Here is a 13,703-nt window from a genome sequence, read left to right as displayed (position 1 = left end):
GTTGTTAATTATCTGTTTGGTTGATTTAGGGTAACATCTGTTCCGAGGTAATCTTGAACTGTTCTAAAGCCAATATAGCTTCTTGCAGAATCTGCATATTCATAATCTCTTGAACTTACCTGAAGGAAATAAGCTACATCTTTCCAGGAACCTCCCCGCACTACTTTTCGCATATCGTCGGGATTATTAACCGTTGGGTTCATTGAAGACATGTATTCGTAAGAAGCGGGATCATAAGACGAATCTACCCACTCTGCCACGTTTCCGGCCATATTATACAAACCATAATCATTTGGATCGTAAGATTGAGCTTCAACAGTATAAAGCGCCTGATCTGCGGCGTAATCCCCTCTTAATGGCTTAAAGTTGGCCATAAAACAACCACGGTCGTTTTTGGCGTAAGGACCTCCCCACGGGTAAGTAGCTCCTTCTAAACCACCACGAGCTGCGTATTCCCATTCACCCTCGGTTGGTAAACGGTATGAAGGCACGTTGTGCTCACCTTTTTCTCTTCGGTAATAATTATGATATAAGGTTCTCCATTGAGTAAAAGCCCTTGCCTGTTTCCAGGTAACTCCTACTACAGGATAATCGTCAAAAGCACTATGCCAGAAATAATCATTATGCATAGGCTCATTATATGAATAGTTGAAATCTCTTATCCAAACTGTAGTATCGGGATAAATTTGAATTTCTTCTCTTTTTATATAATCACTTCTATTTCCTTGCTTTTTAGCTGCACCCTGCACATCCATCCAGGTATAAGTGAACTTTAATTTTTCTACATCTATGGTACGCTGGCCGTTATAAACTTCTTCCATGGGGATATACATCATATCCATAACCTCCGCATAATATACATCTGGATAATCTTCTGTATCCCAAATAATATCAATATCCTTATTTAAACGGCGGTTCTCGTAGGTATCAGATGGGCCACCCTGGCCGTAGGTATTCAGCATATATTCTTCATAAGGCGTCATGTCACCTTCATCGGCATCCATAAAAGCGTAATCTCCAATTCCGCCTGAGCCTTCTGCTTCGCCCATGTTTTCAGCCATAATTGCTAATTCGGTTCTAACAATAGAATCCTTTACATCATTAACAAATTGACGGTATTCGGCATTGGTAATTTCGGTTTCATCCATATAGAAAGAACGCACGGTCACCGTTTTAGGCGGGGCATTGCGTTGGCCTGCGATATCATCATCAGACTTTCCCATTATAAATGAACCTCCAGGAATTAATGTCATCCCAAGTGGTTTCTCCGGATTCCACTTCTCCCCTTTCGCACCAACCAGCTGTCCACGATCTCCACGCCCACAGCTTGAAAGCAAGGCCAGAACAGCTATTAGCGAAATAAATTTCTTCATAGTTTCTCTTAGGTTAAGACATCTCAATTTACGGCAGTAAACCTATCTAATTATTTTTTAAAAAACAATATTTTAGGTAAAAATACAGTAAATACCAAGAATGCCTGAAATTATTTTAAACTTCGTTTTTTCTTTTTGCTTTATACCATCTTTCTGGAATTACCTGATTACAAGCTTCCAGGTAATCTTCCTCACTGCAAGGTAATAACGTACTCCTTTTTAATTTAGTATCTACATGTTCAAGAAACGGAATCTCTATCCACCACCTCCCGCTAACAGGACTTTTGTAGAACACTAAAACCTCATCATCTATAGGAACCTGATACTTTATAAACTCTTTTTTTGCCGAAATAGTATTTTCGTTAGTCCGGTAATTTACCCCTTCGGCAAAATACCACATCATTTGTGCCATTAACATGGCGCCCAAATTTCCGAATTTTAAATTATCATATTCATAAATCCCGAAAGAGCTTACTTTGTCGCTAATCCCCGCATATCGTGAAAGCGCACAAATTTCCTTCCCATCAAATCCATTAGGGGAAGCAATATCACGAGAACCCGATGAAGGTGCACTTACAGCTGCTAAATCTATAGCCACCATATTTGCATCTCGCATTACCGGTTCTACTAATTTTATATTATTACTAACTTCTCCTAAACGATAAGCGTCAAAAAACAGGCGCTCCATTAATTCTATTTCATCTTGCGAATTAAAATAGGTTTGATAGCCAATATTGGAATAATTAAATAAATTATAAGGCTGATTAACCACTATCTTACCCACGTAAGAGCGATTGCCTATAGGGTTTTCGGCATCCCCTAAATCAAAACGGCTATCTATATTTACAAGATTCACCATTTGATCTAAAGTATCGTAAGCCCGGTATTGTGCGTAAACCAAATCCTGACTTCCGCCTAAAAGCACGGGAATCAAATCTTTTTTCACTAATTGCGCCACCAGGGTTTGCACTGCAAAATAAGTATCTTCTACAGTCTCGCCTTTTTCAATATCCCCCAAATCGGCAATATTAATGTGCCAGTTTCCCGGGAATAAACTATAAAAAGCCTTTCTTACATCTACAAAATCAAGAAAGTCTATTTCTTCTCCCAGCCGGTTTTCTTTAATACCCACCACTGCCATTTGTACGCCATCTAAATCTGGCAAACCGTGAGAGGCGGTATGTTTTTTTACTGAATTTCCCAGGGAATGTTCACCAAAACCGGCAATTTCCCTAAGCAACTCTTCAGAAAGGGGACTCAGAAAATCTAAATCCATATATTACTTCTTCTTTTTTGTAGTGGTTTTCTTTTTTGCCGTGCTCTTCTTAGCAGTCGTTTTTTTAGCCGGAGCTTTCTTTTTAGTAGTCTTTTTTTTCTTTTTAGATTTCTCTTCAAGAATTTCTTTTACTTCCTCCAAACTTAAGTTTTCGGCATCTGTGGTTTTTGGCAACTCAATTTTAGTCTTGCCTTTTATAATATTAAACCTTCCCCAACGTGCTTTTTCAACCCTAATTCCTTCTTCTTCCCAGTTGTGGATCAACTTCTCACGCTCTTTACGCTTTTTATCTTCAATTAGGGTTTCAATATCTTCAATAGAAAGATTATCAAAATCGTATTTTTTATTTACGTTAATGAAAATACCATTCCATTTTAAGAAAGGACCAAAACGGCCTACACCTTTTTGCACCGGCATATCTTCGTAGTGGTGAATTGGAGCATCCGCCTTTTCTTTTTCCTTGATCAGCTCCATTGCGCGATCAAAATCTACGTTTAATGGGTCTTCGCCTTTTTCAAGCGAAACATATTTCTTGCCAAATTTCACATAAGGACCAAAACGGCCATTATTTACCTCAACTTTTTCATCTTTATACTCTCCTAATTCCTTCGGAAGCTGGAAAAGATCCATCGCTTCTTCGTAAGTAACCGAATCTAAAGTTTGGTCTGGACCAAGACTGGCGAATTTTGGTTTTTCATCATCTTCTACGGAACCAATTTGAACCATAGGCCCAAATTTTCCTAACCTTACACTTACAGGCTTGCCGGTTTCAGGATCTTCACCTAAAATTCTTTCTCCAACCTCTCGGTCGGCATTTTTGGCTACATCTACAACCTGCGGATGAAAGTCTTCATAGAATTCTTTCATCATATGCGTCCATTCTTCATTTCCTTCCGCGATATCATCAAAACTTTGCTCAACTCTCGCGGTAAAATTATAATCAAGAATGTTTGAAAAATGATTCACAAGAAAATCGTTCACCACCATACCTACGGCAGTTGGCACTAATTTTCCTTTATCACTTCCTACGGTTTCAGTTAATTTATTCTCTTTGATGTCAGAACCTTTCAATACAAATTGCAAATACTCGCGCTCTGTACCTTCAACCGACCCTTTTTCTATATAATTCCTATTCTGAATAGTAGAAATTGTAGGTGCGTAAGTAGAAGGACGTCCAATTCCCAATTCTTCCAGTTTTTTCACTAAAGAAGCTTCAGTATATCTATATGGCGGTCTTGTAAATCTTTCTGTTGCGGTAATATATTTGTTATTAAGCGGCTGATTTTCCTTTAAAGCCGGTAACATTCCGTTTTGCTCTTCTGCATCTTCATCATCATCGGTACTTTCCAGGTAAACTTTCAGGAAACCGTCAAATTTCAAAACTTCTCCATTTGCAGTAAACTGCTTATCGTGTTTAGAAGCTTCAATTTTTACATTGGTACGCTCTAATTGGGCTTCACTCATTTGTGAAGCGATAGCTCGCTTCCAGATCAACTCATATAAGCGTTGTTCGTCCCGATCTGCCCTTACCGAGTGGCTGGCAAAATTTGTTGGGCGAATTGCTTCGTGAGCTTCCTGAGCGCCTTTAGTTTTTCCTTTAAATTGTCTTGATTTTGCGTATTTATCTCCGTAAGCCTTTAAAATTTCTTCATTAGCTCCTTTTCGTGCATCTTCTGAAAGGTTTACCGAATCTGTTCTCATATAAGTAATATGACCTGCTTCGTATAAACGTTGCGCCATAGTCATGGTCTTACTTACTGAAAAATACAACTTCCTGGCAGCTTCCTGTTGCAAAGTTGAAGTGGTAAACGGTGGTGCAGGAGATTTTTTTGCAGGCTTGGTAGTAAGTTCTGCTACTTTAAAATCTGATCCTAAGTTTTGCTGAAGAAATGCTTCGGCTTCTTTACGGGTATCAAAATTTTTCGGGATTTTTGCTTTAAAAGATTTACCGTCTTCTGTAGTGAATTCGGCGTCTATTCTAAAGGAAGCTTCCGCAGTAAAATTTTGAATTTCTCTTTCTCTTTCTACAATAAGTCTCACTGAAACAGATTGTACTCTCCCGGCAGAAAGACCTCCTTTAACTTTTCGCCATAAAACCGGCGAAAGTTCGTAACCTACCAACCTGTCTAAAACCCTACGGGCCTGCTGGGCATTTACCAGGTTATAATTAATATCCCTGGGATTGTCAATAGCTTTAAGAATAGCCGATTTAGTGATCTCGTGAAAAACAATCCTTTTGGTTTTATCACTTTTAAGATTAAGCTCTTCGGCAAGGTGCCAGGCTATAGCTTCTCCCTCCCGGTCTTCATCACTTGCCAGCCATACCATATCAGCATCTTTTGCAAAACCTTTTAGTTTTCTAACTACATCTTTTTTGTCTTTAGAAACTATATATTTTGGTTTAAAATTACCTTCGGTATCAACACCTAATTCTTTTGTAGGCAGGTCGGCAATATGTCCAAAACTGGAAGCCACCTTATAATCTTTTCCTAAAAATTTTTCGATGGTTTTCGCCTTGGCAGGGGACTCTACAATCACTAAATTCTTTGCCATAACTCTCTTTTTTCTAGCTGCAAAAGTATATCAATTTTTTTTTAACATCCTAAATGATTTTACAAAACAAGTAGAAATAGCTTGTAAAACAGCCACATTCACGGCTTCACGTATAAAAAAATTCTTTTCTCAATAATTTATAAAAAAACCCCGCAGTATTGCGGGGCATCCTTAAAAAACCAAACAAAATAAAATCAATTAAGGCTGAAAGTGCTTAGTAAATTGATCTCATTACCTTTATAAGTATATTGGAAAAGTGTATTATCCCCAACCATTAAGAGCACATCTTCTAAAGGGATGACGTCATAGGTGTTAATGTCCTGAAAATGGTCTATAAGTTCCAGGTTGGGGGTATTTTTTGTGTCATATATTTTTAATCCGGCAGTACCATCGCAAACAAAAAGCCAGTCGTCTTTTACGCCAAGGCCGTAAGGATTTTTCATTGGGTAAGATTGCAATAACTGCGGATTGGACTTATCGGTTACATCTATTACATCCAACTGGCTCCATTCCTGCCCGCATATATTTCCTCCTCTAATAGTTACATAAGCCATATCCCCTTTTACTACAACGGGATCGCAACCAAGAATATGTCTAAACATAGATTTATATTCTGGCGTAGCTGGATTTTCTACACTATAGATATACATACCGGTAGAACTTCCCAGGTATAAATGATTTTCTTTATAAAAAATAGTTTCTATATCTGGCCCAATCCATTCAGTTTTTAATAATTCGGGGTTACTTAATCCTGCAATATTGAAAACCGATAAATTATTTTGATCTACTACATATAAATAATCTTCATGAATATTGAAACGAGCCAAAGAACCTCCGGTACCGGAACCGCCTGATGAATTCCCTGATTCAGAAAAAGATGCCCTATCATTAGTTAACCATTCTGTATCGTTTGCCATTTCAATTTTTCGGGTTTCCATAACGTAACCTATCACTACTTCGGTTTCAGCATTAAAATTATCGCTATCTACAAAAGATGCACTTGCAGGAATACGGTTATTATGGTTGGGAAAAACGTTTTTCATTCTTTCCGCTTGTGTTATATTATTCATATCACTAATATCAAAAACCACCAGGTCCATAGCAGAATTTGCAAATAACATATCATCTTTTACAGCGATATCGGTATTTTGCGGAATTTCAAGAAATTTCATTTTTACAGGGTTTCGGTGATCACTGTTATCTATAATATGCACACCTTTTTGATCATCGTTTATAAAAACATAATCTCCATAAGAATAGATCTTGCCAGCTTCGGTAATTGCTCTTGGCTCAGAAATTTTAACCATAGCCCTAAATTCTTCAATAGGCTTTACTACGGGAACGGCTACATTATAAAATTCTTCTTCGGTTGCGTCTTTCTCGCAAGAAGTGAACAAAGCCATTAAAGCCAGAAGAAGCAACGTAATTAAACTGTAGAAAAATCTCATAATTATCTGGTTGGTTTCTATATAGATGCAATAATTACAAAAAGGTTGCGTGAGAAAATTAAAAATATTGCTGTCACTTTGTCAGAAGTTCGTTTTACCCTTATCTTTGCATTTCTTAATCCTGAAAAGGAAGATTTGAATTATGGAGAAGACAATAGACGAAAAACAACAGGGAAACACGCTCGTAATGGAGCCTAAGCAAGAAAATACCCGAAAGCTTTTTATTGAAAGTTACGGTTGTGCAATGAATTTTAGCGATAGCGAAATTGTTGCTTCTATTCTTGCAAAAGAAGGTTTTAATACTACTCAAAACTTAGAAGAAGCAGATCTGGTTTTGGTAAACACCTGTTCTATTAGAGAAAAAGCTGAACAAACCGTTCGTAAAAGGCTTGAAAAATATAACGCAGTAAAAAGAATAAATCCCGGGATGAAAGTGGGCGTATTAGGTTGTATGGCCGAGCGTCTTAAAGAAAAATTCCTGGAAGAAGAAAAAATAGTAGATCTTGTAGTTGGGCCAGATGCCTATAAAGACCTTCCAAATCTTATAAATGAAGTTGAAGCAGGCCGGGATGCAATAAATGTTCTTCTCTCTAAAGAAGAAACTTATGGTGATATTTCTCCTGTTCGATTACAAAGCAATGGAGTTTCAGCATTTGTCTCTATCACCAGGGGCTGCGATAATATGTGTACCTTTTGCGTGGTACCCTTTACCCGGGGAAGAGAGCGAAGCCGCGACCCACAAAGTATAGTAGAGGAAGTAAACGATCTTTGGAATAAAGGTTTCAAAGAAATTACGCTTCTGGGCCAAAACGTAGATAGCTATTTATGGTATGGCGGCGGACTTAAAAAAGACTTTAAAAATGCTTCTGAAATTCAAAAAGCTACAGCCACAGATTTCTCCGCACTTTTAAGACTGGTCGCCGAAGCACAACCAAAAATGAGGATTAGGTTTTCAACTTCAAATCCGCAGGATATGACTTTGGAGGTAATTGAAGTTGTAGCCGCTTATCCCAATATTTGCAAGCATATTCATTTACCGGTTCAAAGCGGAAGTGATAGAATCTTAAAAGAGATGAACAGGCTGCACACCCGCGAAGAATATTTTAAACTTATAGACTATATAAGAGAATTAATGCCAGAGTGCTCTATTTCCCAGGATTTAATTGTTGGTTTCCCAACTGAAACTGAAGAGGATCATAAGGATACTTTATCATTAATGGAATATGTGAAATATGACTTTGGGTATATGTATGCATATTCTGAAAGACCTGGTACTATGGCGGCCCGTAAATTGGAAGACGATGTGCCTGCAGAAACAAAACAAAGAAGATTAGCCGAAATAGTAGCGCTTCAGCGTGAACATAATCATTTTAGGACGCAAAGATTTCTTGGAGAAACCGTAGAAGTTTTAGTTGAAAAAGAATCTAAAAAGTCTAGCGAACACTGGAGCGGCCGAATCACTCAAAACACCGTGGCGGTATTCCCAAAAAAGAATTACAAGATTGGTGACTTTGTAAACGTAAAAATTAATGACTGTACCAGCGCAACCCTAATTGGTGAAGCCGTTGGATATAGTGAAAATAATTAAAAAATAGTTATTCAGTCTAAAGGAATCAGGTTTAGTAACTAGATTAATTCCTTCTGAAATAACAGGATTTATATATGGAATCAATTCAGGCAGTAAAACAGCGGTTTGGAATAATTGGCGACGATCAACGCCTTAACCGCGCTATAGAAAAAGCAATCCAGGTTGCGCCTACAGATATCTCGGTTTTGGTAACAGGGGAAAGTGGGGTTGGGAAAGAAAGTATTCCAAAAATAATCCATTCATTATCTCATAGAAAACACGGGAAATATATTGCAGTAAACTGTGGTGCAATTCCAGAAGGCACTATAGATTCTGAACTTTTTGGTCACGAAAAAGGCGCTTTTACCGGTGCCACCCAAACCCGAAGCGGTTATTTTGAAGTTGCCGATGGCGGGACCATTTTTTTAGATGAAGTTGGAGAATTACCACTTCCCACACAAGTTAGATTATTGCGTGTTTTAGAAAACGGCGAATTTATAAAAGTTGGATCTTCCAAAGTGCAAAAATCTGATGTTCGCATTATCGCGGCTACCAACATTAATATGCAGGAATCTATTAAAAAAGAACGCTTCCGTGAAGACCTGTATTATAGATTAAGCACAGTAGAAATTAACCTTCCGCCACTGCGGGATCGTAAGGACGATATTCATTTATTGTTTAGAAAATTCGCTTCAGATTTTGCGCTGAAATATAAAATGCCAACCATTAAACTTCAGGATGATGCGGTAGGTTTATTAAAAAAATACCGATGGGGCGGGAATATTCGGCAGTTAAGAAATATTGCCGAGCAAATTTCAGTTTTAGAGCAGGAGCGTATTATTGGCCCCGAGCGTTTAAAAGAATATTTACCCGATATTGGCAGTAATCTACCCGCAGTTATTTCAGAAAAAAAGAAAGAAAGCGATTTTAGCAACGAACGGGAAATTCTTTACAAAGTGCTTTTTGATATGAAAAGCGACCTGACCGATCTCAAAAAACTCACCCTAAAACTTATGGAGAGTGGGAATACGCAAAAAGTTCAGGATGAAAACGAAAGCTTAATTCAAAAACTTTATGGCGACGATGATGGGGAAGATGTTGATGCAGAAGAATTAGAAGCTTTAAATGATGAAAGGCTGGAAGTACTTCAAATTCCGCAGAACAGTCCGAAATCTGAAATTAGCAGGGAAAAGGATAAATATTATTTTGCAGAAGAGATTCAGGAAGAAGAAACCCTTTCTTTGCAGGATAAAGAATTAGAACTTATAAAAAAATCTTTAGAAAGGCATAGCGGAAAACGCAAAGCTGCCGCTGAGGAATTAGGGATAAGTGAACGCACACTTTACCGAAAAATAAAACAATACAACCTGTAATTTTAGCCCGCTTATATGAAAAAAACTGCTTTTCTTTTATGTTTTGTGCTCCTGCTTAGCACCCAATCTTGCGGAATTTACTCTTTTACGGGCGCAGATACTGGTGATGCTGAATCGTTCCAGGTGAATTTCTTTCAAAACCAGGCCGATTTAGTAGAACCGGGAATAGACAGGACTTTCACTTTACAGTTACAGGACCTTATTCAGAATCAAACCAGTTTAAGCCTGGCCAACAATAACGCCGATCTTATTTTTGAAGGAGAAATTATTGATTTTTATGTAGCACCTATTACCGCTACCGCTGAAAATACGGCGGCACAAAACCGACTCACCATTGTAGTGAATGTTCGTTATTATAACACCCTGGAACCCGAAAAAGATTTTGAAAGACGCTTTTCTTTTTATTACGATTATCCCGCCAATGCGCAATTAGTTGGTGATGTGTTGGCCACTGCCTTAGATGAAATTTACAACAGGTTAACCCAGGATATTTTTAATGCCGCTTTAACCGATTGGTAATATGGAAGCAAACGAATTCATACAACTGCTGCAAAACCCAGCCGAAATCACTGCCGAGCAAACCAGTGCTCTGGAAAAACTTATTCAGAAAGCACCATATTTCCAGACGGCACGTGCAGTAAGGCTTAAAGGTTTAAAAGAGCATCAGGAATTCAGCTACAACAGTGCACTAAAAAAAACTGCCGCTTATACCACTAATCGTAGTGTACTTTTTGATTTTATAACCTCGATAGAATTTAATCAGAATAAAATTGCAAGGCAAATCCAGGAGCAGGAAGAACAATTGCGAAATATTACCGTTTTTGAACCGGAAGAAGTTTTTGCCAAAAGAAGTATGGCCATAGATGAAGCCATAAAAATGAGGCAATCTGAATCTGAACAGGTGATGGATCCCGACTTGTTTTCTGAGAAAAGTGAGGAAGCAAAGGAACATACCGAAGAAAATTTATCTGAAGACCAATTGAAATTGGGTGAACCTTTAGAGTTTGATGCTTCAGAATCACATTCTTTTTCAGAATGGTTGCGACTTACTTCAGCAAAACCTATAAAAAGAGAAGAATCGGAAGAAGAAAATCCGAAAGATGAGGTTCAGCATAAAAAGTTTGAACTTATAGACAGGTTCATATCCAAAAGTCCGAAAATAAAACCGGGCAAACCCAGCAATAAATCCAACCTGGCAGAAGTAAGCACAACCCCGCCAGAGTCGTTAATGACCGAGACTTTAGCACGGGTTTATTTGGAACAAAAAAATTATAAAAAAGCAATCCAGGCATATAAAATATTAATTTTGAAAAATCCCGAAAAAAGTGGTTTCTTTGCTGACCAAATTCGGGCAATCGAAAAATTACAAGAAAATAATACAAAGCAAGAATGAGCACATTCACGATTTTTTTAGCATTAATAGTTATTGTAGCCTTTTTACTGGTAGTGGTAATTATGGTACAAAACCCTAAAGGCGGTGGCCTATCTTCCTCTTTTGGTGGTAGTGGACAACAAGTAGGTGGTGTAAAGAAGACCGGAGACTTTTTAGATAAAAGTACCTGGACTTTAGCAACACTTTTATTAGTCCTTATTTTACTTTCTAATGTAACTATTATGGACGATTCAAGCTACGGCGAATCAAGGGTTTTTGACGAAGATGCAATGCCTGAAAATACCGCTACCCCACCGGCACAAATGCCAGGACAACAATCAGGATCTGACAGCGATCAATAATCGCTTCTTTCTTTATAAAATTTACAAATGCCAGCTTATGACAAGCTGGCATTTTTTGTTTGTAATTGGCAGTAAAAGCGGGGTGGCATAATTTTAGAAATAGGCTTAGTCGCTTATTCAAAGATTAATTAACCTAAATAAATTTATAAAAAAATGGGACTAAACATTAAACCGCTCTCAGACAGGGTTCTTATTGAGCCTGAAGCAGCCGAAACTAAAACGGCATCTGGAATTTACATTCCCGAAACAGCTAAAGAAAAACCACAACGTGGAAAAGTTGTAGCTGTAGGTAAGGGTAATAAAGACCACGATATGACTGTGAAAGTTGGTGATACTGTGCTTTACGGAAAATACTCCGGTACAGAATTAAAACTTGAGGGTACAGACTATCTAATGATGAGAGAAGACGATATCCTTGCAATAGTATAAGACTTCTTTTCCCCACTCCCGGGGAAACTTTCAAAATAAATAATAGTATTAATTAGATTTCCGTCTTCACGGAAATGACAAAACATAATTTACAATGGCAAAAGATATAAAGTTTGACATTCAAGCCCGCGACGGAATTAAGCGCGGTGTAGATGCATTGGCAAATGCCGTAAAAGTAACTTTAGGTCCTAAAGGACGTAATGTAGTAATAAGCAAATCTTTTGGTGCACCAACCGTAACTAAAGATGGTGTTACTGTAGCAAAAGAAATTGAACTGGAAGATGCCTTAGAAAATATGGGCGCTCAAATGGTAAAAGAAGTTGCTTCTAAAACCAATGACCTTGCAGGAGACGGTACTACTACCGCTACTGTACTTGCCCAGGCTATCGTAAAAGAGGGCCTTAAAAACGTTGCAGCAGGCGCTAGCCCAATGGACCTTAAAAGAGGTATAGACAAGGCTGTAACTGCAATCACTAAAGATTTAGAGAAACAAACCAAAGAAGTTGGTGATTCTTCAGAAAAAATAAAGCAGGTAGCTTCTATTTCTGCAAACAATGACGAGCATATTGGTGATCTTATCGCCCAGGCTTTTGGGAAAGTTGGAAAAGAAGGTGTAATTACTGTAGAAGAAGCAAAAGGTACCGAGACTCACGTTGAAGTAGTTGAAGGTATGCAGTTTGACCGTGGTTATCTTTCTCCATATTTCGTAACAAATTCAGAGAAAATGACTGCAGATCTTGAAGATCCGTACATTTTATTGTTCGACAAAAAGATCTCTTCTATGAAAGATTTGCTTCCTGTTCTTGAACCGGTAGCACAATCTGGAAAGCCACTTTTAATTATTGCTGAAGATGTAGATGGCGAAGCCCTTGCAACTTTAGTAGTAAATAAATTACGTGGTTCTCTTAAAATCGCTGCTGTTAAAGCGCCAGGATTTGGAGATCGTAGAAAAGCAATGTTAGAAGATATCGCTATTCTAACCGGTGGTACTGTTATTTCTGAAGAAAGAGGATTCTCTTTAGAAAACGCTACTATTGATATGTTAGGTACTGCTGAAAAAGTAGCTATCGATAAAGATAACACTACTATTGTAAACGGTGCTGGAGACAACAAGCAAATTGAAGAACGTGTAAACCAGATCAAAGCTCAGATCGAAACCACTACTTCAGATTATGATAAAGAAAAACTTCAGGAGCGTTTGGCTAAACTAGCCGGTGGTGTTGCCGTACTTTATGTAGGTGCAGCTTCAGAAGTTGAAATGAAAGAGAAGAAAGACCGTGTAGACGATGCCCTTCACGCAACCCGTGCGGCTGTAGAAGAAGGAATTGTTGCCGGTGGTGGTGTTGCGTTAGTAAGAGCACAAGCCGTTCTTGCCAAGATCAAGACTGAAAATGATGATGAAGCAACCGGAGTTCAAATTGTATTTAGAGCAATTGAGTCTCCACTTAGAACCATCGTAGAAAATGCAGGTGGTGAAGCTTCTGTAGTAATCAATAAAGTTCTTGAAGGCAAGAAAGAATTTGGTTACGATGCAAAAACCGACACATTTGTAGATATGATGAAAGCCGGAATTATAGATCCTAAGAAAGTAACAAGAGTTGCGCTTGAAAACGCTGCTTCTGTTGCCGGAATGATCTTAACTACCGAGTGTGCTCTTGTTGATCTTCCAGAAGACGACAAAGGTGGCGGAGGTATGCCAGGCGGAATGGGCGGCGGAATGCCCGGAATGATGTAATGGCCCGGCCATAACAAATATTAAAAACCCGTTTCTTTATGGAAACGGGTTTTTCTTTTTCCGAAAAACTTAAAAAATTAGATTTATTAGACACTATCCCGCAAAGTGTGTAAAGTTAAAATAACAGGGGTTGGACTTTTTAAAGTCTGACCCTTTTTTCATAGATCGTAAGGAACTGATTTAAAATAATGCCCCAGTTCCTAATTGGCATTGAC

11 protein-coding genes are annotated in these 13,703 nt (G+C 38.2%); 7 read left to right on the top strand and 4 right to left on the bottom strand.

Annotation, left to right across the window (positions count from 1 at the left end; translation table 11 throughout):
* Window positions 1–8 precede the first annotated feature (8 nt).
* The 4 genes from gldK to J0871_RS06230 all read right to left on the bottom strand — a co-directional run bounded on the left by gldK (window position 9) and on the right by J0871_RS06230 (window position 6,650).
* Complete coding sequence (gldK, locus tag J0871_RS06245) at window positions 9–1,373, bottom strand: gliding motility lipoprotein GldK (protein WP_075325738.1); 1,365 nt, start codon at window positions 1,371–1,373, stop codon at window positions 9–11.
* A gap of 115 nt (window positions 1,374–1,488) precedes the next feature.
* Window positions 1,489–2,649 carry a formimidoylglutamase gene (locus tag J0871_RS06240; protein WP_075325737.1) on the bottom strand — a complete coding sequence of 387 codons (1,161 nt, stop codon included), beginning with the start codon at window positions 2,647–2,649 and terminating at the stop codon, window positions 1,489–1,491.
* A gap of 3 nt (window positions 2,650–2,652) precedes the next feature.
* Complete coding sequence (gene topA, locus J0871_RS06235; RefSeq protein ID WP_075325736.1) at window positions 2,653–5,202, bottom strand: type I DNA topoisomerase; 2,550 nt, start codon at window positions 5,200–5,202, stop codon at window positions 2,653–2,655.
* A gap of 194 nt (window positions 5,203–5,396) precedes the next feature.
* Complete coding sequence (locus J0871_RS06230; protein ID WP_075325735.1) at window positions 5,397–6,650, bottom strand: hypothetical protein; 1,254 nt, start codon at window positions 6,648–6,650, stop codon at window positions 5,397–5,399.
* Between the two features lie 142 nt (window positions 6,651–6,792).
* On the opposite strand from J0871_RS06230, the gene miaB reads away from it, so the two are divergent.
* The 7 genes from miaB to groL all read left to right on the top strand — a co-directional run bounded on the left by miaB (window position 6,793) and on the right by groL (window position 13,488).
* A complete protein-coding gene (gene miaB, locus J0871_RS06225) occupies window positions 6,793–8,238 on the top strand; it encodes a tRNA (N6-isopentenyl adenosine(37)-C2)-methylthiotransferase MiaB (RefSeq protein WP_208224280.1) in 1,446 nt (481 codons plus the stop codon).
* Between the two features lie 74 nt (window positions 8,239–8,312).
* Window positions 8,313–9,590 carry a sigma-54 dependent transcriptional regulator gene (locus J0871_RS06220; protein ID WP_093304958.1) on the top strand — a complete coding sequence of 426 codons (1,278 nt, stop codon included), beginning with the start codon at window positions 8,313–8,315 and terminating at the stop codon, window positions 9,588–9,590.
* Window positions 9,591–9,605: 15 nt separating this feature from the next.
* Complete coding sequence (locus tag J0871_RS06215; protein ID WP_208224279.1) at window positions 9,606–10,109, top strand: LptE family protein; 504 nt, start codon at window positions 9,606–9,608, stop codon at window positions 10,107–10,109.
* Between the two features lies 1 nt (window position 10,110).
* Window positions 10,111–10,983 (top strand): hypothetical protein, encoded by an 873-nt coding sequence (locus tag J0871_RS06210; RefSeq protein ID WP_208224277.1) that lies wholly within the window; start codon window positions 10,111–10,113, stop codon window positions 10,981–10,983.
* Window positions 10,980–11,324, top strand: coding sequence for a preprotein translocase subunit SecG (gene secG / locus J0871_RS06205; RefSeq protein WP_075325730.1), 345 nt, complete (start codon window positions 10,980–10,982; stop codon window positions 11,322–11,324). The genes J0871_RS06210 and secG overlap by 4 nt, the downstream gene beginning before the upstream one ends.
* A 153-nt stretch (window positions 11,325–11,477) precedes the next feature.
* Window positions 11,478–11,753, top strand: a complete 276-nt coding sequence (locus J0871_RS06200) for a co-chaperone GroES (RefSeq protein ID WP_057482963.1) — start codon at window positions 11,478–11,480, stop codon at window positions 11,751–11,753.
* Window positions 11,754–11,847: 94 nt separating this feature from the next.
* Complete coding sequence (gene groL / locus J0871_RS06195) at window positions 11,848–13,488, top strand: chaperonin GroEL (RefSeq protein ID WP_075325729.1); 1,641 nt, start codon at window positions 11,848–11,850, stop codon at window positions 13,486–13,488.
* Window positions 13,489–13,703 lie beyond the last annotated feature (215 nt).

This window comes from Salegentibacter sp. BDJ18 (assembly GCF_017579965.1).
Classification (GTDB): Bacteria; Bacteroidota; Bacteroidia; order Flavobacteriales; family Flavobacteriaceae; genus Salegentibacter.
The sequence above is the reverse complement of the archived record's forward strand: the minus strand, read 5'-3'. Positions and strand labels throughout refer to the sequence as shown.

Excerpts from the sequence above, each read along its gene's own strand:
- gldK (WP_075325738.1), bottom strand. The coding sequence starts at position 1,373 with ATGAAGAAATTTATTTCGCTAATAGCTGTTCTGGCCTTGCTTTCAAGC.
- J0871_RS06240 (WP_075325737.1), bottom strand. The coding sequence starts at position 2,649 with ATGGATTTAGATTTTCTGAGTCCCCTTTCTGAAGAGTTGCTTAGGGAA.
- topA (WP_075325736.1), bottom strand. The coding sequence starts at position 5,202 with ATGGCAAAGAATTTAGTGATTGTAGAGTCCCCTGCCAAGGCGAAAACC.
- J0871_RS06230 (WP_075325735.1), bottom strand. The coding sequence starts at position 6,650 with ATGAGATTTTTCTACAGTTTAATTACGTTGCTTCTTCTGGCTTTAATG.
- miaB (WP_208224280.1), top strand. The coding sequence starts at position 6,793 with ATGGAGAAGACAATAGACGAAAAACAACAGGGAAACACGCTCGTAATG.
- J0871_RS06220 (WP_093304958.1), top strand. The coding sequence starts at position 8,313 with ATGGAATCAATTCAGGCAGTAAAACAGCGGTTTGGAATAATTGGCGAC.
- J0871_RS06215 (WP_208224279.1), top strand. The coding sequence starts at position 9,606 with ATGAAAAAAACTGCTTTTCTTTTATGTTTTGTGCTCCTGCTTAGCACC.
- J0871_RS06210 (WP_208224277.1), top strand. The coding sequence starts at position 10,111 with ATGGAAGCAAACGAATTCATACAACTGCTGCAAAACCCAGCCGAAATC.
- secG (WP_075325730.1), top strand. The coding sequence starts at position 10,980 with ATGAGCACATTCACGATTTTTTTAGCATTAATAGTTATTGTAGCCTTT.
- J0871_RS06200 (WP_057482963.1), top strand. The coding sequence starts at position 11,478 with ATGGGACTAAACATTAAACCGCTCTCAGACAGGGTTCTTATTGAGCCT.
- groL (WP_075325729.1), top strand. The coding sequence starts at position 11,848 with ATGGCAAAAGATATAAAGTTTGACATTCAAGCCCGCGACGGAATTAAG.